Raw genomic sequence first — 19,829 nt, forward strand, 5'->3', positions numbered from 1 at the left:
CGTAGCCGTGGCGGAGGGGGCCCTCCCCCGCAACCGCCCTACGCCGCCGTGACCGCCGACAACCGATGCACATCCCGCGCCGTCCCCGTGACCCCCGACAGGAACCCCTGCGCCCGGGGCGAGGCGTTCTCGGTCAGCCACGCGGGGTCGATGTCGCACACCGCGACCCGGACCTCGGTGCCCACCAGGGCCAGTGGCAGGGTGTGGACGACCGTCGACGGGAAGCTGAGGATCGTGCGGCCGATGGGGCCCCGGCGGGCGATGAGCTCCAGTGGGAGGTCGGGGCGGACGATCTCCAGGCCCGTCTCCACCGCCAGCCGGTGCAGTTTCTCCGTGCTTTCGCGGCGGTGGGCGAAGTAGCGGGTCGCGCCGTGGGTCTTGGCGAGGGCGGCGACCGCCTCCAGGTAGCGGTCGTTGTCGACCACTCCCGTTTCCACCAGGGACGTGCCGACCATGTCCGCGCCCTTCGTGATGCGGGGCGGGCCGAAGCGGGCGCGGGTCCAGGTGAACTCGTTCGGGGTGATCGTGACGCCCTCCGGGGTCGTCTCGATCGGCATCGAGGAGAAGATCTCCACGGTGCGGCGGGCGCTCGGGGTCAGGCGGCGGCGGGCCGCCGAGGACACCGGGGCGAAGATCAGGTCGCGGGGGCCGGGGCGGCCGCCCTTGCGGTGCCAGCGCACCAGGCGTTCGCCGCTGGCGAGCTGGGCGACGAACTCCATCGTCGCCGTACCGTCGTCGACCACCACCAGCTCGCGTGCCTTGGTGATGGTCAGCAGGAGTTGTACGTAGCGGGAGAACGGGTCGCCCATGACGATCCGGTCCGCCCGGCGCAGCAGCCCGGTGAGGCCGCCGATGGTCTGGAAGGGGGCCGCGGGTCCGCCCCGCGCCTCCTCCCAGCGCACAGTGTGGCCTTCGTCGCGGGCGAGGTCGGCCATGCGGCGCAGCTGGCCGCGGGTCATCGGGTCGGTCGGCGACAGGACCACGAGGGTGAGCCCCCCGCCGGGTGCCTCCTCGGCTCGGAGCGCACGGACGTGCGCCCACTCCAGCACGTTCAGAAGCTGTACCGGACTCTCCACGAACGCGAGAGTGTGAGGGGTGAGGCCGGCGGTGCCGGCGTGGGGGCTCATTGTCGTACGACCGTCCCGTGACCGTAAGTGGCGCTTAATGGCTCAGACTCAGACCGAGACCGGCTCGCCCGCGGCTGCGGCGATCTCCGCCTCGGCGACCACGCCGTTGACGCGGCGCAGCTTCTTCATCGGGCCGAGCTCCGACTCGTAGACCTTCTTGACGCCGTCGCCGAGGGAGGCCTCGATGGTGCGGATGTCGCGGACGAGGCGGGTGAGGCCCTGCGGCTCGACGGAGGCGGCCTGGTCCGAGCCCCACATGGCGCGGTCGAGGGTGATGTGACGCTCGACGAAGGTGGCGCCCAGCGCGACCGCGGCGAGGGTGGTCTGCAGGCCCGTCTCGTGACCGGAGTAGCCGATCGGGACGTTCGGGAACTCGGCCTGGAGGGTGTTGATGACGCGGAGGTTGAGCTCCTCGGCCACCGCCGGGTACGTCGAAGTGGCGTGGCACATCAGGATGTTGTCGCTGCCGAGGACCTCGACCGCGTGGCGGATCTGCTTCGGCGTCGACATACCGGTCGAGAGGATGACCGTACGGCCGGTGGCGCGCAGCGAGCGGAGCAGCTCGTCGTCCGTGAGGGACGCGGAGGCGACCTTGTGGGCCGGGACGTCGAACTTCTCCAGGAAGGCGACGGCCTCGGTGTCCCACGGGGAGGCGAACCAGTCGATGTTCTTGCTCTTGGCGTAGTCGTCGATCTGGCGGTACTCGTCCTCGCCGAACTCCACGCGGTGGCGGTAGTCGATGTAGGTCATCCGGCCCCAGGGGGTGTCGCGCTCGATGTCCCACTGGTCGCGCGGGGTGCAGATCTCCGGGGTGCGCTTCTGGAACTTGACGGCGTCGCAGCCGGCCTCGGCGGCGGCGTCGATCAGCTTGAAGGCGTTCTCCAGCTCACCGTTGTGGTTGATGCCGATCTCGCCGACGACGTAGACGGGGTGGCCGGGGCCTGCGGTCTTCGAACCGAACTGGCGCAGACGGGAGTTGTTGCTCATGACAGCGGGTTTCCTTACTTGGTGAGGGAATCGAGAGAGGGGCCGAGGATCCAGCTGGCGATCTCTCGGACAGCGCCGTCGCCACCGGCCACGGTGGTGACCGCACGTGCGGCGCCGCGTACGACGTCGTGGGCGCTCGCGACCGCCACGGGCCAGCCCACGAGGGCGAAGCACGGGAGGTCGTTGACGTCGTTGCCGACGTAGAGCACGCGCTCCGGCGCGATGCCCTGCTCCTCGCACCACTGCTTGAGTGCGAGGTCCTTCCGGTCGATGCCGTGCAGGACCGGGAGTTGGAGCTTCCGGGCCCGGGCGGCGACGACCGGGTTCTGCTCCGAGGACAGGATCAGCATCTTCAGGCCGGTCCTGCGCAGCGCTGCGATGCCGAGGCCGTCTCCGCGGTGCACGGAGACGATCTCCCGTCCGTCGGAATCGATCAGCACCCTGTCGTCGGTCTGGGTGCCGTCGAAGTCGAGTACGACCGCGTCGATGTCGTCGGCGGTCGGGAGCGAACCGGGGCGGTCCGCGTCGAAGAGAGGGGCCAACGCCCTTGCCCGCGCCAGCTCGTGGGGATCGTCGATCTCCAACACGCGGGCGGGGTCGGTCCGTACGAGTTCCGTGCGGCCGAAGAAGCGGTGGCCCGCCTTGCGGAAGCCCGCCGCGTCCATGCCGTAGACCGCGCCGGTCTCCAGGAAGTCCTGGGGGCGGTCCTGGCGGCGCGGGCGGAACGACTTGTCGTGGTTGACGCCGTAACCGCCGCTGGCCACCGCCGAGTTGGCGACCTTCGTGTCGCCGCCGACCTCGTCGGTGCGCGCGGGCTTGACGACCGGAGTCGCCTCGTCGTCCGCGTCGCGCCACACGAAGCCGTGGAAGGGGGCGACGGTGTGGGCGGTGTCGGCGCCGTTCGCGACGATCGCGTCGACGATGCCGTCGACGTCCTCGCGGACGATGAAGGGGCTCGTGCACTGCACGAGGAGGACGACGTCGACCGCGGAGCCGTGCAGCGCCTCGTGGGCGTCCATGGCGTGCAGGACGGCGGCCTCGGAGGTCGCGGTGTCGCCGGCGATGGCGGCGGGCCGCAGCACGACCTCGGCGCCGGCCTGGCGGGCGGCGGCGGCGATGGCCTGGTCGTCGGTGGAGACGACCACGTCCGTCACCAGCCGCGAGGCGCGGCACTCACGGACGGCGCGGGCCACCAGCGGTACGCCGCCGACGGGGGCGAGGTTCTTGGCGGGGACGCCCTTGGAGCCGCCGCGCGCGGGGATCACCGCGAGCACCCGGCGCACCGAAGCGCCTTGGCCCGCTTGCGAGTTGGACATGGGCTCTACTCCCATGGAATGTGCTCCTTGAGCGGGAATCCTGACGTTCACAGCTCCCCCATCCGGCGGATGACGGGCGCCACGCGCTGCACTCCGTGGCGGTAGGCGCCGCGCGCTGCCCGGCGCACGATCTGCCGGACGGGACCGGGCTCCTTGTCCGCGGCCGGGGCGCCGGGCAGCGGGGTGCCGTCCGGGCCGAGGTGGTGGCGGGCGAGGATGCCGGGCAGATAGCCGGGGGCGGTCCCGGGCGTGTAGTACGGGTTCAGGGCAGGCATGCCGTCGCCGGCCAGCAGCTTGGCGATGCGCTCCCGGGCCGCGTCGAAGGCGGTCTCGTACGACCCTTCGGCGGCGACTCCCTGCCGGGCGACCCACTCCGCGTCCGGCACCGGCTTGTACCCGGCGTCGAGCTGGTCCCAGGAGGCGAGGCACCCGGAGCCCACGAAGTGGTGGTTGCCGAGCCCCTCGCGCACCCCGAGGTCGGTCAGCACGACGGTGGGGATACGGCGGTGCAGGGACTCCAGGGCGGCCGTCGAGCTGATGGTCACCAGGAGGTCGGTGCGGTCGAGCACATCGCCCATGTGCCCGTACACCAGGCTGAAGTTGGCGGGGAGGTCCTTGCCCTGGACCAGCTTCTGGTAGGGCAACTCCTCGATGTGCGTGGTGTGTTCGCCGGGCTTGGAGCGCAGCTTGAGCAGCACCTCGCGGTTCGGGTGGAAACGGGCGTGCTGGACCGCCCGGTCGAGCAGGTACGAACGGTCCCTGCGGTTGTCGGGCACCGAGGGCTGCACCGCGAAGACGACCGTGTACGGGTCGCGCTCCCCCTGGTAGGCGTCCCCGCCGAGGAACGGCAGGGCTACCTCGGTCACCGCCGAGGAGTCGGCGCCGACCCCGTCGTAGACCGCCTTGAAACGGTCCGCGTCCTGGCGGGAGTTGGCGAGGACGAGGTCCGCGCCGTGTCGCAGCAGGAGGCCGTCGGTGAGCTTCTCGTAGACGACGCCGACGTAGCCGGTGACGACGACGGGCCGCTTGGTGCGCCCGTCCCAGGCCCGGGCCAGGCCGTGCAGCATCGCCTGGACCCCGCCGCCGACGAGGGAGAGCACGAGAATGTCGTACTGGTCTTCGGAGCCTTTCTCCATGGCGCGCAGGAACTCGACGGCGGTCACCTCGCGGAGGGAGTCGGCACTGACGCCGACTTCCTTCAGCTGGCGGGCTGTTGGGGTGGCACGACCCCGCAGGAGGTACCCGTCCAGAGAGATGTCCGAATTCGGCGGAGCGATGCGGTTCGCGGTGAGCGAACCCCATTTCCACCGGGTGTCGGAATCCGCGAGGACGGCGACTCGCAGGGTCTGCGTTGCACTTGCTGGCACACCGAAGACGCTAGGAAGCCATTCCGTTGTCCGGCCCAACCAGAAGGCAACAAACGGTTAACAGCACACCGCCGAATGGCGAATCAGGGCGTGGCGGGGCCGTAGGAATTCCTGGTTCACAGGTTCGCCACGTGGCGTTCACCCGACATCAAACCAATGGTAAAGACCGATGCCGGAGCGCCCTCTAACGTCATGCGGGTGGTCAAGCTCTCCGTCATCGTGCCGTTCTACAACGTGCAGCAATACGCGCCCGACACCCTGAAGAGCCTGCGTGCGAACACACGGGAGGACTTCGAATTCATCTTCGTCGACGACTGTTCGACCGACGAGACCCCTGACATTCTCGCGCGCGCGGAGCGGGAGCTGCCAGGCGTCGTGCATGTCAGACACAAGAAGAACGGAGGGCTGGCGACCGCCCGCAACACCGGCATCGACCAGGCACGTGGCGAGTATCTGACGTTTCTGGACGGCGACGACTGGCTCGCCCCGGACTACTTCCCGCGCCTGCTGGCCGCCATCGAGGAACTCGGCTGTGATTTCGTGCGCACCGACCACGTGGTGTGCACGGCGAAGGCCCGCTCGATCGCCCGGGTGCCGCAGGGCCGGCGCGGTGTGGTGATGAACCCGCGGGACGCGATCCTGCCCGCCGACCGCTCCACGTCCGTGGACTACGCCTACGCCTGGGCGGGCATCTACCACCGCAGACTGGTCGACCGGGGCCTGCTGCACTTCACCGACGGGCTGCGCACGGCCGAGGACCGGCCGTGGATCTGGAAGCTGCACCGGGAGGCGGAGTCCTTCGCCACGGTGGGGCTGCTCGGGGTGTTCTACCGGCGCGGGGTCGCCTCGTCGCTGACCCAGATCGGGGATGTGCGGCAGCTCGATTTCATTCGTGCGTTCGACCAGGTAATCGAGGAAACGGCGGGTGACCGCGACGCCGACAAACTGCTGCCCAAAGCGGTGCGCACGTACTGCGCGATCATGGCTCATCATCTCGGATCGATCGAGAGGTTCGAACCCGCCGTGGCTCGAAAACTGCGTTCACTGAGTTCGGCCGCGCTGAAGCGCATGCCGCAGGACGTTCTGGCGGAGGTAATGGACTCGATGGACCCCCAGCGGGCGAGCCGGCTGCGGCGACTGCGCCGCCGTCCCACCTCGGCGCGGACGGTGGCCGCCTGATGCCCCGCACCACCCAGATCCTGTGCGCGTCGACCCTGTACGGCGCCGCGACGCTGGCCGCCGCCCTGGACGCCGGGCTCCTCGGCGAGGCCGACCGGCGGCTGCTGCTGATCACCAACAACGCGGCGAACCCGGAGACCACCCCGTCGGTGGACACGATGCCGGGCTTCGACCGGCTCCGGGACCGCTTCGACGACGTGCTGTCGTGGAACGAGACCATCTCCCCCTTCCATCCGAGCGGTTGGAGCCCGCGGGGCGACGACGTCCCGATGTGGGAGCGGTACGTACGGCTGCTGTGGAAGCTGGGCGACGACGAGATCCGGCTCGCCGTGGAGTCCGTGCAGGTCAATCCGTCGCTCGCACTGTGCCAGCTGTTCACCGGCGCCCCGGTCGACGTCTACGCGGACGGCCTCATAAGTTATGGCCCCACGCGCGACAAGATCGACCCGTTGGTCGGCACCCGCATCGAGCGGCTGCTGCACCTCGATCTCGTCCCGGGCCTCACCCCGCTGCTGCTCACCGAGTTCGGCGTCCCGCCGGAACTGGTGCCAACCGAGGCCTTCCTCAAGGTACTTGGCGAACTCGCCGAGTCCGAGAGCGAGTTGCCCGCCGTGAAGGGTCGACCGGCCCTGCTGCTCGGCCAGTACCTCGCCGCACTCGGCATCCTCACCGACCAGCAGGAGGAGGAGCTGCATCTGCGCATGGTGCGCGGCGCGGTGGCGCTCGGTCACCGCGAGCTGGTGTTCAAGCCGCACCCCGTGGCGCCCTCCCGCTGGTCACGCCTGCTGGAGGACGAGGCGAAGAAGCTGGGCGCCCAACTCACCCTCCTGGACCGGCCGGTGCTCGCCGAGGTCGCCTTCCAGCGGATGCGTCCCGCGCTGGTCGTCGGCTGCTTCTCCACCGCGCTGTTCACCGCCGCCGGCCTGTACGACATCCCGGTCGCGCGGGTCGGCACGGACACCCTGCTGGCCCGGCTCGCGCCCTACCAGAACAGCAACCGGGTGCCGCTGACCATCGTGGACTCGGTCCTGCCCGACCTCGGCGACAAGGCGGCGGTGACGGACTGGCGGATGCCGTCGCCGGAGCGCGTGGGCGAACTGGCCGCGCTGCTCAAGGCAGTTGGCTTCGCGATGCAGCCCAAGATCTACCCCCGGCTGCGCGAGGACGCCGAGCGCTATCTCTCGGCCCACCTCAACCCGCACACCTGGCGCTACTTCAAACGCCGGCGCCTGACCGCGCTGGCGCTGCCCGGCGCCGTACCGGCACAGCTGTCGTTCATCCCGCGCAACCAGACCGTACGGCGGATCGCGCGCCGGGCCCGGGCGCTGTCCGGGCGTTAGCGTCCTTTCGAATTGTTCATCCGGGCGACATGCGGGAGATGCCTGCGTGTCGCCGGTGAATTGCCTCTCATCCGTCGAACGTTCGTAGCGTCACATCGTTCTGCCACGGAACACCCATTCGACGTCGGCGAGAAAGGCCCAGGATGAACGCGGTTGACCAGGCCCTGGCACCCACCCTGCGGGGCCAGGACCCTGGGCAGGACCCGGAGCAGCCACCTGTCGCCCCGCCCCGCCCGCCCCGGGAGAACCGGCTGCGCGCCCTGGACGGACTGCGGCTGCTGGCCGCGCTGATGGTGTGCCTGTACCACTTCACCGGCAAGAACGGTGAAGTGTCCTCCTCCTGGCACCAGTCCCCCGGGAAGATGTTCCCGACCCTGTCCGAGGCGGGGACCTACGGCTCGCTCGGCGTGCAGTTCTTCTTCCTCATCAGCGGCTTCGTGATCTGCATGAGCAGCTGGGGCAAGTCGATGGGCGAGTTCTTCCGCTCCCGCATCGCCCGCCTGTACCCGGCGTACTGGGTGGCCCTGATTCTGGTGGGCACCGCGTCGGTCCTGATGCCGGTGGTCGTCAAGCCGCTGCGCTCGGACGAGTTCCTGGTCAACTTCACCATGCTCCAGCAGCCGATGGGTGTGCCCCGGGTCATCGGCGTGGACTGGACGCTCTGGGTGGAGATGCGGTTCTACCTGTTCTTCGCGCTGTTCGTGATCTGGAAGGGCGTCACCTACCGCCGGGTGGTGACCTTCTGCATCCTGTGGACGATGGCCGGCTGCTTCGCCCGGGTCGCCGACAACCCGCTGACGACCGAGCTGGTGATGCGCGACCACGCGCCGTACTTCATCGGCGGCCTCGCCTTCTACCTGATCTACCGCTACGGCAGCGACCTGTTGCTGTGGGGCATCGTGGGGATGTCCTTCCTGCTGGGTCAGCGCTACTCGGTGACGGCGCTGTGGCACCCGGGCATGACCGGCGACTTCCACCGCAACCCGCATGTCATCCAGGCGATCGTCCTCGTCGCCTTCGCGGCCGTCGCGGCGGTGGCGCTGGGCTGGACGAGCTGGGCGAACTGGAGCTGGCTGACGCTGGCGGGCGCGCTGACGTACCCCTTCTATCTGATCCACGAGCACCTGGGCTGGTTCGCGATCCGCGCCCTGCACCGGGGCTTCGGGCTCGGCCCGTACGAGACGCTCGCGCTGACCGTGCCGGGGCTGCTGTGCCTGGCGTATCTGATGCACCGCTTCGTCGAGAAGCCGTTCGGGCCCCGGCTGAAGCGGACGATGTCGCTGCAGTCGAAGCAGCTGGCGGCGAGGCTCGGCAAGTGACCCGGCGCTGAGAACGCCTCGGCCCTGAAACGCCTCAGGTGCCCCCCGACATGGCCGGGGGGCACCTGTTGTCCGTTCAGGCCTGCGCGGCCCGGATACGGCGCACCACGCGCCGTACGGTCGGGTTGCGGCGCAGCGACTCCGCGCGGACCGCGCTGCCGCCGGGCAGGCGCAGGCTGGTCAGGCGGCGCCGCTTGAAGTACTGCGGGTACTCGTCGAGGTGGACGGCGAGCCAGGCGGTCACCTCGTCGCGCATCGCGTGGTGCTTGAGGGCCTGCATGCAGTAGCCGACGGCCCGCACCAGCGGCGCCAACTCCTCGGCCAGCGTGGCCAGTTCGAGCGGCTGGTCGACCTTGTCCTTCTCCGCGTCCGGCAGCACCGCGTCGATCACGGTGAGCGGGATGCGGTTGCTGTTCTCGTACGGCGTGATGCGTTCGAGGAGCAGACCGGTGCCGACGCGGGCGACGGGGATGTCGTAGAAGGCGGCGGCCGTCATCAGCGCCGTGGAGAAGCAGCCGATGACCAACTGCGGGCGGAGATGGGCGAAGACCGTCTCGGCGAGGACCGGCTCGCGCAACACCGTGAGGCGGACGCCGAGTTGGTCGGCGGTCTGCTCAAGTGACGTGCTGTAGACGGCGGGTGCGCTGGGGTGGGGCTTGAACAGGATGTCCTGGTGGCCCGCCTTCGCTGCGGCGCGCAGCATGCGGACGTGCAGCTGCTCCTCCTCGTCCTGGGTGATCAGGTCGATGGCGGAGAGGTACTGGCCGAGCATCACGGCCGTGGGCCGGTTCTCCTCGGGCAGCCGGTCGGCGAGGATCGAGGCGCCCTCCTCGCCGATCTGGGCGAGGACGTCGACGATCGCCTCGTTCGGGATGGGCTGCGGCTCGACGCCGTACTCGGACAGCAGCATCGGCCGCAGCCCGGGTATCAGGTCGAGGTGCAGGACGCGGGCTATGCGGCTGTTCAGGTTGTGCGGGATGCGGTTGCGGGTGGGGCCGTAGCTCATCAGGCCGTCCGCGTACACGTGCACCGGGCTGTCGGCGAAGATGTCGGCGACCGCGCGGGAGGGGTTGGCCTGGATGGACTCGCAGGCGATCTCCACGTCCTCGTCGCCGAGGTTCCAGGCCAGGCGTACGGCCTTCTCCCACAGGGCGGCGTCCTGGGCGCGCGGGGACCAACCGGCCGGGTGGAAGGGGGAGATGAACTCGTTCCACGAGCGCACCTCGTCGAACTCGGGGCGCAGCTTCTCGAAGCCGGGCATCCGGTCCAGCGGGGTGCCGACCTCGGGCACGGCGGCCGTGTTGCTGACCACCAGGATGCGGCGGTGGGCCGTGCGCGGGCCGAAGAAGCCGGCGCGGATCGCGGCGGTGACGGTCGCGGCGGCGTACTGCGTGGCCGAGAAGAAGATCTGTGTCGTGCCGCTGCCGCTCATGCCGCGACTCCCTTCATGCCACCGCGGATGCGCCGCAGCGTGTGCACGCGTTCCTCGCCCATGCCGACGAGCGCTTCGTTGAGTTCGGTCTCCGTCATCCGGCCGAGCGCCTCGGCGGCCATCTGCCGCAGCTTGGCGTGCACGCTGCGCTCGAAACGGCCCCGGTCCAGGAGCTGGTGGGCGATGACGACGCAGTAGTTGCGCAGCGCCTTCTTGCGCAGCTTCGCGGCCTCGGGGTCGTCGGCGAGTTCGGCGAGGACCAGGTCGAAGGAGCGGAAGAAGTCCAGCTGGCGGACGTCACCGATCTGGGTCAGCGAACCGGCCAGACCCCGGCGGTAGAAGACCCCGCGCAGGCTGGCGGCGACGTAGGACTCCGCCTTGCGGTGCAGTTCCCAGACCCAGGGGCGGTCCTCGGCGGTGCGCAGGCCGTCGTGGAAGCGGAGCAGGCCCCGGTCGAGGAGGCGGCGGTGGTAGATGCCGGCCCAGGCGTACGGGTAGTCGACCATCGTCGTGTCGTCGACCGGCAGGATCGAGCTGCGCGGGTCGAGCGGGGTGTGGCGGCGGCCCTCCGGGGAGCGCTGGATGGCCCGCTCGACGCCGGTGACCGTGACGTGGTCGGTGCGCACGAAGTCGACGTCGAAGCGCTCGATGACGTCCACCAGGTCGGCCAGATAGCCGGGCGCGAGCCAGTCGTCGCCGTCGAGGAACGTGAGGTAGCGGCCTTCCGCCGCGTCGATCCCGGTGTTGCGGGCGGTGGCCAGACCGCCGTTCTTCTCGTGCCGGATGACCCTGCTGTTCGGCAGCCGCTTCGTCAGCTCCAGGAGAGCCTCATAGGTCTTGTCCTTGGTCGAGCGGTCCTCGACGAACAGGAACTCGAACTCGTCCTTCGCGTTGTTGACGAGACTGGTCACCGTTTCCGGGACATAGGCCTCGATGTTGTAGCAAGGGACGATCACGGACAGTGTCGGGGGGCGGTTGGTCACGCGTACACCTGGGCTCTCTCCGGGGCGGATTCTTGTGACCGTAGGAGATGTTCGACGCCGGATATCAACCCTGCCGGGGCCAACAGGTGAACGCACGGTAACGACCCGGCCTCTTCGGGCGTTCAACTGACGCCGAAACGGACCTCGATACCCGCGACGAGCAGGTCGAGCCCCTCCTCGAAGTGCTTTTCATAGCCCTCGAAGATCTCCGCGCCCGCCGCGGCCGACAGCGGGAAGTCGGCCATCAGGCGGGCGCGTTCGTCCACGTCGTAGCCCTCGCGGCGCTCGTCCGGCAGTGGCTTGACGCCCTGCTCCTCGCTGACGAAACCGATCGTGAAGAGGTACGACGTCGAGGTCGCGCGGACCGCCTGGGCGAGGGTGAAGCCGGCCTCGGTGAACAGGCGCAGGGTGCGTTCCATCTCCACGGCGTGCAGGGTGCCGGTGAAGCGGGAGCCGCTGAAGACCCTGGCGCCGTCGCGGTAGCCGAGCAGCGCGTCGCGCAGGGCGCGGTTGGACTTCAGCAGCCGCTCCTGCCAGGTGTCCTCGGGGGCCAGCGGGGCGTCGGCGACCATCCGCCGGTACATCTCCGTGGCCATCTCGTCGAGCAGCGCCTGTTTGTCCTTGAAGTGCCAGTACAGGGCGGGCGCCTTGACGTCCAGCTCCTTGGCGATGGCGCGCAGGGTCAGCCCGTCGAGACCGACCTCGTTCAGCAGTTTCAAGGCCGTGTCCGCCACGCGCTTGCGGTCGAGGGGGGTGCGTCGTTCCGTACTCACGTTTGACAACTTAACACCGTTAAGGCCATCCTCGGAACCAGCCGCACTTAACAGCGTTAAGGAGATTGGATCATGACCGAGCACGGGATCACGACCGAGCACGTGGACGCACTGCACGTGGACGTACTGATCGTGGGTGCCGGCCCTACCGGGCTCGCCCTCGGCATCGACCTGGCCCGGCGCGGGGTGGACGCGCTGGTCGTGGAGCGCGGCGCGGACCTGTCCCCCGGCTCACGCGGCAAGGGCATCCAGCCGCGCACGATGGAGGTCTTCGACGACCTCGGCGTCCTGGACGCGATCGTCGCGGCGGGCGGTGACTACCCGGTCGGGATGATCTGGCAGGACGGCGAGCGGGTCGCCGAGCAGAACATGTTCGACCCCGCCGAGACGAGCGAGGACTCGCCGTACGGCGCCCCGTGGATGGTGCCGCAGTGGCGCACCCAGGAGATCCTGCGGGCCCGGCTCGACGAACTGGGCGGCCGGGTGTCCTTCGGCCGCGAGGTCACCGGTCTCACCCAGGACGAGGACGGCGTGACGGTCGAGTTCGCCGCCGGTGCCCCCGTCCGTGCCCGGTACGCGGTGGCCGCCGACGGTGGTCGCTCGGTGATCCGGCGCGGGCTCGGCATCGGCATGAGCGGCGAGAGCGTCGACCCGAACCCGATCCTGGTGGCGGACACCCGTATCACCGGCCTGGACCGCGACAACTGGCACATCTTCCCGCCGCGCGGCGACGAGGGTTTCCTCGCGGTCTGCCCGCTGGCCGGGACGGAGGACTTCCAGGTGGTCGCCCAGATCCTGGACGACAGCACGCCCGACCTCTCCCTCGACGGCGTACGGAAGATCGTCGCCGCCCGCTCGCACCTCGCCCCCGAGGACATCACCGAGGTCCGCTGGGCCTCGGACTTCCGACCCAGGGCGGCCCTCGCCGACCGCTTCCAGCAGGGCCGGGTCTTCCTCGCCGGGGACGCGGCGCACGTCCACTCGCCGGCCGGCGGCCAGGGCCTCAACACCAGCGTCCAGGACGCCTACAACCTGGGATGGAAGCTGGGCGCGGTCCTGCGCGACGAGGCTCCCGCGAGCCTGCTCGACACCTACGAGGAGGAGCGGCGCCCCAACGCGGCCGAGATGCTCGGCCTGTCCACGAAGGTCCACCGCGGCGAGGCCCGCCGCGGCGAGGCGACCCGCCAACTGGGCATCGGCTACCGGGAGTCGTCCCTCACGAACGAGACCCGGGCAGCCGGGGAGGGGTTGCGCGCCGGCGACCGCGCACCGAACCGGACCGTCGCGGGCGTACGCCTCCTCGACGCCTTCCGGGGCCCGCACTGGACCCTGCTCGCCCTGGGCACGGAGGCACCGGCGATCGGCGGCGATCTGGTGCGGGTCGTACAGGGCCCCACCCCCGAGACGTACGGAACGGGCCTCTTCCTGATCCGCCCGGACGGCTACGTCGGCTGGGCGGGCGACACGGACAGCGGCCTGGCGGAGTACACGGAACGCTTCGGCCTCCGCCAGTCCCAGAACAGCTAGTTACACCGAGCCGGCCAGTGACAGCTTCACCGCGAAGCCCAGGAAGAGCGCCCCCGCCGCCGAAGTGGCTCCCGCCGCGAGCCGCCTACGGCGGCGGAACGCCGTCGCCAGCCGGGTCCCGCTGAAGATCAGGGCACTGAGGTAGAGGAAGCTCGCCACCTGCGCGAAAGCACCGAGCACCACGAAGGACACGGCGGGGTAGGCGTACCCCGGGTCGACGAACTGCACGAAGAAGGCGACGAAGAACAGGATCGCCTTCGGGTTGAAGAGGCTGACGACGAAGGCACGGCGGTACGGCCGCTCGTCGGCCGCCTCCGTGGCGGGGGCCGGCTCCATGGCCGCCCGCTCCTTACGGCTCCGCCACATCGCCCACGCGGCACGCAGCATCCCGAACGCCAGCCAGGTCAGATAGCCGGCTCCCGCGTACTTCACGATCCCGAACAGCACGGCGTTGGCCTGCAACAGCGAGGCGACCCCGGCCGCGGAGAGCGTCATCAGCACGGTGTCGCCGCACCAGACACCGGCGGCGGCCGTGTACCCGGCCCGGGTGCCGCGCCGGGCGGCGACCGAGAGGACGTACAGCGAGTTGGGACCGGGCAGCAGGACGATCAGGACCAGGCCGGCCAGGTAGGTGGGGAGGTCTATGACACCGAACATGAGAACGAGTGTCGCACGGCGGCATGGCGCTCAAAAGGTGTCGTTCGGGGGGTGGACGGTTCAGAAGGTGTCACTCGGGACGTACGTCCCCCACACCTCCCGAAGGGCATCGCACACCTCCCCCACCGTCGCCCGCGCCCGCAGCGCCTCCTTCATCGGGTACAGCACGTTGCCCGTACCTTCCGCAGCCCTCCGCAGCGCGCCCAGCGCCGACCCCACCGCCCCCTGGTCCCGTTCGGCGCGGAGCCGCGCGAGGCGTTCGGTCTGCCGGGCCTCGATGGCCGGGTCGACGCGGAGGGGCTCGTACGGTTCCTCCGCGTCCAGCCGGAAGCGGTTGACGCCGACCACGACCCGCTCGCCGGAGTCGGTCTCCTGGGCGATGCGGTAGGCGTTGCGCTCGATCTCGCCCTTCTGGAAGCCGTGTTCGACGGCGCCGACCGCGCCGCCCAACTCCTCGACCCGCCGCATCAGTTGAACCGCGGCCGCCTCGACGTCGTCCGTCATCGACTCGACGACGTACGAACCCGCGAAAGGGTCCACGGTCGCGGTCACGTCCGTCTCGTAGGCCAGCACCTGCTGCGTGCGCAGCGCGAGGCGCGCGCTCTTGTCCGTCGGCAGCGCGATCGCCTCGTCGAAGGAGTTCGTGTGCAGGGACTGCGTGCCCCCGAGCACTGCGGCCAGCCCCTGGACGGCGACCCGGACGAGGTTCACCTCCGGCTGCTGGGCGGTGAGTTGGACGCCGGCGGTCTGCGTGTGGAAGCGCAGCATCAGGGACTTCGGATTCCGCGCACCGAACTCGTCCCGCATCACCCGCGCCCAAATACGCCTGGCCGCACGGAACTTGGCGACCTCTTCGAGGATCGTCGTACGCGCCACGAAGAAGAAGGACAGCCGGGGTGCGAAGTCGTCGACGTCCATGCCGGCCGCGACCGCCGTGCGGACGTACTCGATGCCGTCGGCGAGCGTGAAGGCGATCTCCTGCGCGGGCGAGGCGCCCGCCTCCGCCATGTGGTAGCCGGAGATCGAGATCGTGTTCCACTTCGGGATCTCGGCCCCGCAGTACTGGAAGATGTCGGCGGTCAGCCGCAGCGAGGGCTTCGGCGGGAAGATGTACGTCCCGCGCGCGATGTACTCCTTGAGCACGTCGTTCTGGATGGTGCCCGTCAACTGCCCGGCAGGCACGCCCTGTTCCTCGCCGACGAGCTGGTACATCAGCAGGAGGAGGGCGGCGGGGGCGTTGATCGTCATCGAGGTGGAGACCTGGTCCAGCGGGATGCCGTCGAACAGCACCCGCATGTCGTCCACCGAGTCGATCGCGACCCCGACCTTGCCGACCTCGCCGTGTGCGAGGGCCGCGTCGGAGTCGTGGCCCATCTGGGTGGGCAGGTCGAAGGCGACGGACAGGCCGGTCGTGCCGTGGGCGATCAGCTGCCGGTAGCGGGCGTTGGACTCGGTCGCCGTACCGAAACCGGCGTACTGGCGCATCGTCCAGGGCCGTCCCGTGTACATCGACGGGTACACGCCCCGCGTGAAGGGGTACGTCCCCGGCTCGCCCAGCCGCTCGGCCGGGTCCCAGCCGGCGAGGGCCTCGGGACCGTAGACGGGTTCGATGGGCAGCCCCGACTCCGACTCTCGTGCCATGGTGTGCACCTCCGGTCACCACGATGCCGTGCCGTTCGCGACCCGTCATCCGGGGGTACGTCTCCGGGGTACGAGGCCGGTGAGATGACAGGGGTCCGCGATGCGTACTACGGGCATGGGGAGAGCGATCGCCGCCGCGGCGGCCCTGTCGGCCCTGGTGACGGTGTGCGGCTGCACGGTGCAGGGCACGGACGCGGACGGCAGGCACCATCTGCCCGTGCACATCAAGCTTCCCGGCAGCGGCACCACGAGTAGTAGTAGCGGTGACGGCAAACCCTCCGCCTCCCCGAGCACCGCCAGCGCCGCGAACGTCCTGTGGTCGCGCGGCGACAGCGGCGGCGACGTGCGCGAACTGCAGGCGCGGCTACGGCAGGCCGACTGGCTCTTCGACGGGCCGACCGGGACCTACGACGACCTCACCGAGCAGGCCGTCGCGGGCTTCCAGGGCAAGCGCGGGCTGCCGAAGACGGGCGAGACCGACACCGTCACCTGGCAACGGCTGCTGAAGATGACGCACGAGCCCGGCAAGTGGGACCTGTACCTGATGGGCGGCCAGCCGGCCGGCGCACCCGACCCGCGCTGTCTCACCGGCCGGGTCCTGTGCATCGACAAGACGAGCCGGACCCTGCGCTGGATGATCGACGGACGGACGGTGTCGACGATGTCGGTGCGGTTCGGCGCGCAGTACACCCCGACCCGCGACGGTGTGTTCCAGGTCTACTGGAAGGCCCGGAACTGGGTGTCCACGCTCTACCACTCCCCCATGCCGTACGCGATGTTCTTCAGCGGCGGCCAGGCGGTGCACTTCTCCTACGACTTCTCGGCGCGAGGTTACGCGGGCGGCTCGCACGGCTGCGTCAACGTACGGGACGAGGCGGCGATCGCGAGTCTCTTCGCGCAGGTGCGGACCGGCGACAAGGTCGTCGTCTACCGGTAGCCGTATGAGGCGCGGGCGGGACCGGGGGAACGTGTCCCACCCGCGCCGGGTGCACGAGCCGTAGGTACGGGGGGAACCCCGGCTCTGTGCGATGGCCGATGACCAGTCGGCTACTCAGTACTGCGCTACGACGGCCGGAAATGTCACACCTGCCGCGAAAGAATTTCCACGAGTTGCATACGTGCAGGTCAGCGGCGTGCGATCAGTTCAGAGCGCGCTGTACGTCGGACTCGGCGACGGGGTCTGCCGGGTCTCGGTGGTGTGCGACGGGGCCGGGGTGGACGGCGACTGGTGCCGGGTGAGCGGGGTGAAGACCGAGGGGCCGGAGGTGGAAGCGCCGTTGTCCTGGTAACCGGTGCTGCCGCCGTTGCCGCCACCACTGCTGCCGTTGCCGCCGCCCGGTGCGATCGGGGCTATGTGCCCGTCGCTGCCACCGCCCTGACCGCCGGCCTGCTCGTCCGAACCGTTCTGGTCGTCGCCCTGACCGCTGCCGTTCTTGCCGTTGCCGTCGCTGTCGCCCTTGTCGTCCGTGCCGGTGCCGGTGTGCTGGAGGAGGCCCTTGCAGTACGTCCACACGTGGGACGTACCGCCCGCCGCGCCCTCCAGGGTGAGCTTGCGGCCCGGGGCCAGGGGCTTGCCGTCGCGCACGGCACGGCAGGACGAGGTGACACCCTTCCACCACTTGCCGGAGCCGAAGGCCTTGTCGTCACCGGAACCGGTGCTCGGCGTGGGGTTCGTGCCGCTTCCGGCGGCCTCGCCGGAGGAGTCGTCGGAACCGCCGCCCGTCGTGGGCGTCCCAGGGCCGCCGGTGCCGCTCGGCGAGGGCGGGACGAGGGGGCGGTCGGACGGTGTCACGGCGGCGGAGATCGAGGCGGCGGGCCCCGGGTCGTCGTGGAACGGCGTCGGGAGGACTCCCGTGGAGGCCGCGACCGCGACCCCGCCGAGCATCCCGACGGCGAGCGCGGCGGTCAGCCCGAGCCGCACGGGTCTTCCCCAGCGGGGGCCCGGGGCGGTCGAGGCGGGCCGCCCGAGCCGGACGAGCCCGGCGTCGGAGGAGTGCGCACGGCCGCGCCGGCCAAGAGCGGCCCGCTCGACATCGTTGCCGGTGCGCGCCACCCGGAAGGCGGCCAACGCGGCTTCCTCGCCCGGGAGTTCGACCTTGCCCAGCGAGTGGTCCACGGACAGCGCGCCGAGGGTCTTCGCGAGCCGCTCGGCCTGGTCGCGGGCGGCCGGATCGACGGCTTCCAGGGACTCGCCGCGCAGCAGACGCTCGGCGGTCTCGCGGTCCAGCCATCGGCCGGGGGTCCGGGGGCGGTCCCCCGGAAAAGCACAGCGCTCGTCGGCCATCACATGTCCTTCTGCGTCCGCGCGCGCGTATGCGTCACAGTGGCGGACGTCACCGCGCGATCGCGCGGGTCTCGCTGGGGCGGCAGGGCGCCGAGCGCCGCGGCCGATTCGGGGTCGCCGCCGAGCAGTTCCGCCAGCCGTTTCAGCCCGCGGTGCGCGGCCGTGCGGACGGCGCCGGGCCGCTTGCCGAGGGTCTCCGCGGCGGTCTTGGCGTCGAGGCCCATGACCACCCGCAGGACGACGGCCTCGGCCTGGTCCTGCGGCAGTTGGGCGATGAGGGAGAGGGTGCTGTCGGTGGCCAGGGCCTCGATGGCCTCGTCGGCGGTGTCGGACTCGGCGGCGCGGCCGGTCAGTTCGGTCTCGTCGCCGCCTATCGCGGGCCGGCGGCCGCGCATCCGTATGTGGTCCAGGGCACGGTTGCGGGCGATCCGGGCGGCCCACCCACGGAAGCGGTCCGCGTCCCCGCTGAACCGGTCGAGGTCACGGGCGATCTGCAGCCAGGCCTCGGACGCGACGTCCTCGGCGTCCGGATCGCCGACCAGCGTCCGTACGTATCCGAGCAACCGTGGATGCACCGTGCGGTACACAGTCCGGAACGCGGTCTCGTCCCCGTCCTGTGCCGCAAGCACCGCGGCGGTCAGCTCCGCGTCGTCCCCCAGCACGTGGTCCCTCGAATTTGTTGGTCGCGTCCGCACTCCGGCGCGAAAGGCACGTTACGACCTGAAACTGTTCCTCGTCCATGTCCGTACAAGGCGCAACTACTTGGTTCGGGGCCGCGGTGTGACAGAAAACGCACTCATGGCGCTGTAAAAAGTACGGGCCGCCGCGCGGCCCGTACAGCGCGACGGCCGGGGCCTCTCCTGTGGGGGGTGGCGGCTCCGGCCGTCTCCGCGGTGTCTCTCACGGACCGACGTGACACTCATGGGCAGTTGACAGGTTCTTCACAGCCACGCGGCCCGTTCAAGCTCCCGAGCGCCGGAGAGTCCGCCGCCGCGGACGCCGGTCACGGGGCACTCCCCCTCGGCCGCCAATCATCCTGGCTACGCGTCGGCGCCGCCTGAACCCCCGCGTCCCTCGCCGCCCTGAACGCCGCCACGAACGCGGCCACCGCCCGCCGTTCGGCCTCGCCGTCCACGTCACCGTCACGCAGAGCCGCGCCCAGCAGGACCGGAAGACCCGGGAGCCCAAAGGGACCGGGGACACCCGGAAGGCCCATGTCACGGTCAGCCATGTCCGTCTCCGTCCCTTTCCCGCACGGCTTCCATAGCGCCCAGTTCACGGGCAAGCCGCCTCAACCCCCGATAGGCGGCCGTCCGTACCGCACCAGGCCGTTTGCCCAACACCCGGGCGGCGGCGGGCCCGTCGAGGCCCACGACCACACGCAGCAGCACAGCCTCGGCCTGGTCCTGCGGCAACCCCCGCACCAGACCGAGGGCGTACTCCGTGGAGAGGGACTCCAGTGCCTGGTCGTGGGTGCTGTGCGGGCCGGGGAGTTCGAGTACGTCCTGTTCCAGCGTCGCCGATCGCGGACGCACCCGCTGTCTTCGCAGATGGTCGAGCGCCCGGTGCCGGGCGATGGTCGCCGTCCAGCCGCGGAACCCCGCCCCGTCGCCGCGGAACCGGCCCAGGTCGCGGGCGATCTCCAGCCAGGCGTCGGACGCCACGTCCTCGGCCTCGTCGCCGACGAGCCCGCGCAGATACCCGAGCAGCCCGGGCTGCACGATCCGGTACGCGACCGCGAAAGCGCTGTCGTCGCCCTCCTGGGCCCGCGCGACAGCCGCGCCCAGTTCCCCGTCGTGCGCGTGTCCGCGCCGGGGCTCGCCTGTCTGGCCCAAGGACTGTCCTCGTCCGTACCGAGTGCGCGAAGAATCCGTACCGGGGGGCGGCGGTCCCCCGC

General features: G+C 70.5%; 17 protein-coding genes. 5 read left to right on the forward strand and 12 right to left on the reverse strand.

What is annotated here, in order from left to right:
* Positions 1–38 precede the first annotated feature (38 nt).
* From ACFWP5_RS31400 to ACFWP5_RS31415, 4 genes are read right to left on the reverse strand one after another with little or no spacing between them, the layout of a single operon-like run.
* Entirely contained in the window at positions 39–1,127 is a 1,089-nt protein-coding gene (locus tag ACFWP5_RS31400; RefSeq protein WP_384164018.1) for a hypothetical protein, read from the reverse strand.
* Between the two features lie 48 nt (positions 1,128–1,175).
* Positions 1,176–2,114, reverse strand: a complete 939-nt coding sequence (locus ACFWP5_RS31405) for an N-acetylneuraminate synthase family protein (RefSeq protein ID WP_384164021.1) — start codon at positions 2,112–2,114, stop codon at positions 1,176–1,178.
* A 14-nt stretch (positions 2,115–2,128) separates the two neighbouring features.
* On the reverse strand, positions 2,129–3,430 hold the full coding sequence (locus ACFWP5_RS31410; protein WP_384164072.1) for a cytidylyltransferase domain-containing protein: 1,302 nt from the start codon (positions 3,428–3,430) through the stop codon (positions 2,129–2,131).
* Positions 3,431–3,477: 47 nt separating this feature from the next.
* The gene (locus tag ACFWP5_RS31415; RefSeq protein ID WP_384164024.1) at positions 3,478–4,797 is read right to left on the reverse strand and encodes a DUF6716 putative glycosyltransferase; all 1,320 of its coding nucleotides are present in this window, start codon (positions 4,795–4,797) and stop codon (positions 3,478–3,480) included.
* 198 nt (positions 4,798–4,995) lie between these two features.
* On the opposite strand from ACFWP5_RS31415, the gene ACFWP5_RS31420 reads away from it, so the two are divergent.
* From ACFWP5_RS31420 to ACFWP5_RS31430, 3 genes are all read left to right on the forward strand, one after another.
* Entirely contained in the window at positions 4,996–5,976 is a 981-nt protein-coding gene (locus tag ACFWP5_RS31420) for a glycosyltransferase family 2 protein (protein WP_384164027.1), read from the forward strand.
* Positions 5,976–7,316 (forward strand): polysialyltransferase family glycosyltransferase, encoded by a 1,341-nt coding sequence (locus tag ACFWP5_RS31425; protein ID WP_384164030.1) that lies wholly within the window; start codon positions 5,976–5,978, stop codon positions 7,314–7,316. The genes ACFWP5_RS31420 and ACFWP5_RS31425 overlap by 1 nt, the downstream gene beginning before the upstream one ends.
* Positions 7,317–7,459: 143 nt before the next feature.
* On the forward strand, positions 7,460–8,635 hold the full coding sequence (locus tag ACFWP5_RS31430) for an acyltransferase family protein (protein ID WP_384164033.1): 1,176 nt from the start codon (positions 7,460–7,462) through the stop codon (positions 8,633–8,635).
* A 76-nt stretch (positions 8,636–8,711) separates the two neighbouring features.
* Here the strand turns inward: ACFWP5_RS31430 and ACFWP5_RS31435 are convergent, their stop codons facing one another.
* From ACFWP5_RS31435 to ACFWP5_RS31445, 3 genes are all read right to left on the reverse strand, one after another.
* Positions 8,712–10,067 carry a polysialyltransferase family glycosyltransferase gene (locus tag ACFWP5_RS31435; protein WP_384164036.1) on the reverse strand — a complete coding sequence of 452 codons (1,356 nt, stop codon included), beginning with the start codon at positions 10,065–10,067 and terminating at the stop codon, positions 8,712–8,714.
* Positions 10,064–11,050: a glycosyltransferase family 2 protein gene (locus ACFWP5_RS31440; protein WP_384164039.1), complete on the reverse strand. Its 987-nt coding sequence runs from the start codon at positions 11,048–11,050 to the stop codon at positions 10,064–10,066. The genes ACFWP5_RS31435 and ACFWP5_RS31440 overlap by 4 nt, the downstream gene beginning before the upstream one ends.
* A gap of 122 nt (positions 11,051–11,172) precedes the next feature.
* Positions 11,173–11,823: a TetR/AcrR family transcriptional regulator C-terminal domain-containing protein gene (locus ACFWP5_RS31445; protein WP_384164042.1), complete on the reverse strand. Its 651-nt coding sequence runs from the start codon at positions 11,821–11,823 to the stop codon at positions 11,173–11,175.
* 72 nt (positions 11,824–11,895) lie between these two features.
* Between ACFWP5_RS31445 and ACFWP5_RS31450 the strand changes: the two genes are divergently transcribed.
* On the forward strand, positions 11,896–13,350 hold the full coding sequence (locus ACFWP5_RS31450) for an FAD-dependent oxidoreductase (protein ID WP_384164045.1): 1,455 nt from the start codon (positions 11,896–11,898) through the stop codon (positions 13,348–13,350).
* On the opposite strand, the gene leuE is transcribed toward ACFWP5_RS31450, so the two are convergent.
* Together leuE and ACFWP5_RS31460 are read right to left on the reverse strand one after the other, a co-directional pair.
* The gene (gene leuE / locus ACFWP5_RS31455; RefSeq protein ID WP_384164049.1) at positions 13,351–14,007 is read right to left on the reverse strand and encodes a leucine efflux protein LeuE; all 657 of its coding nucleotides are present in this window, start codon (positions 14,005–14,007) and stop codon (positions 13,351–13,353) included. It abuts the gene before it with no gap.
* Between the two features lie 60 nt (positions 14,008–14,067).
* A complete protein-coding gene (locus tag ACFWP5_RS31460) occupies positions 14,068–15,648 on the reverse strand; it encodes a methylmalonyl-CoA mutase (RefSeq protein ID WP_384164052.1) in 1,581 nt (526 codons plus the stop codon).
* Between the two features lie 115 nt (positions 15,649–15,763).
* Between ACFWP5_RS31460 and ACFWP5_RS31465 the strand changes: the two genes are divergently transcribed.
* Positions 15,764–16,585, forward strand: a complete 822-nt coding sequence (locus ACFWP5_RS31465) for a L,D-transpeptidase family protein (protein WP_384164055.1) — start codon at positions 15,764–15,766, stop codon at positions 16,583–16,585.
* A 207-nt stretch (positions 16,586–16,792) separates the two neighbouring features.
* Here ACFWP5_RS31465 and ACFWP5_RS31470 read toward each other — a convergent pair whose 3' ends face one another.
* The 3 genes from ACFWP5_RS31470 to ACFWP5_RS31480 form a co-directional block, all read right to left on the reverse strand.
* Positions 16,793–17,932: a hypothetical protein gene (locus ACFWP5_RS31470; RefSeq protein ID WP_384164058.1), complete on the reverse strand. Its 1,140-nt coding sequence runs from the start codon at positions 17,930–17,932 to the stop codon at positions 16,793–16,795.
* A complete protein-coding gene (locus tag ACFWP5_RS31475) occupies positions 17,932–18,594 on the reverse strand; it encodes an RNA polymerase sigma factor (RefSeq protein ID WP_384164060.1) in 663 nt (220 codons plus the stop codon). The genes ACFWP5_RS31470 and ACFWP5_RS31475 overlap by 1 nt, the downstream gene beginning before the upstream one ends.
* Before the next feature lie 561 nt (positions 18,595–19,155).
* A complete protein-coding gene (locus tag ACFWP5_RS31480; protein ID WP_384164063.1) occupies positions 19,156–19,767 on the reverse strand; it encodes an RNA polymerase sigma factor in 612 nt (203 codons plus the stop codon).
* Positions 19,768–19,829 lie beyond the last annotated feature (62 nt).

The sequence above is a fragment of the Streptomyces sp. NPDC058469 genome (genome assembly GCF_042721125.1).
In the GTDB taxonomy this organism is placed as follows: domain Bacteria; phylum Actinomycetota; class Actinomycetes; order Streptomycetales; family Streptomycetaceae; genus Streptomyces.

Bases quoted from the DNA above. Each gene is read 5' to 3' on its own strand.
- ACFWP5_RS31400 (WP_384164018.1), bottom strand. From the start codon at position 1,127: ATGAGCCCCCACGCCGGCACCGCCGGCCTCACCCCTCACACTCTCGCG.
- ACFWP5_RS31405 (WP_384164021.1), bottom strand. From the start codon at position 2,114: ATGAGCAACAACTCCCGTCTGCGCCAGTTCGGTTCGAAGACCGCAGGC.
- ACFWP5_RS31410 (WP_384164072.1), bottom strand. From the start codon at position 3,430: ATGTCCAACTCGCAAGCGGGCCAAGGCGCTTCGGTGCGCCGGGTGCTC.
- ACFWP5_RS31425 (WP_384164030.1), top strand. From the start codon at position 5,976: ATGCCCCGCACCACCCAGATCCTGTGCGCGTCGACCCTGTACGGCGCC.
- ACFWP5_RS31430 (WP_384164033.1), top strand. From the start codon at position 7,460: ATGAACGCGGTTGACCAGGCCCTGGCACCCACCCTGCGGGGCCAGGAC.
- ACFWP5_RS31435 (WP_384164036.1), bottom strand. From the start codon at position 10,067: ATGAGCGGCAGCGGCACGACACAGATCTTCTTCTCGGCCACGCAGTAC.
- ACFWP5_RS31450 (WP_384164045.1), top strand. From the start codon at position 11,896: ATGACCGAGCACGGGATCACGACCGAGCACGTGGACGCACTGCACGTG.
- leuE (WP_384164049.1), bottom strand. From the start codon at position 14,007: ATGTTCGGTGTCATAGACCTCCCCACCTACCTGGCCGGCCTGGTCCTG.
- ACFWP5_RS31460 (WP_384164052.1), bottom strand. From the start codon at position 15,648: ATGGCACGAGAGTCGGAGTCGGGGCTGCCCATCGAACCCGTCTACGGT.
- ACFWP5_RS31465 (WP_384164055.1), top strand. From the start codon at position 15,764: ATGGGGAGAGCGATCGCCGCCGCGGCGGCCCTGTCGGCCCTGGTGACG.
- ACFWP5_RS31470 (WP_384164058.1), bottom strand. From the start codon at position 17,932: ATGGCCGACGAGCGCTGTGCTTTTCCGGGGGACCGCCCCCGGACCCCC.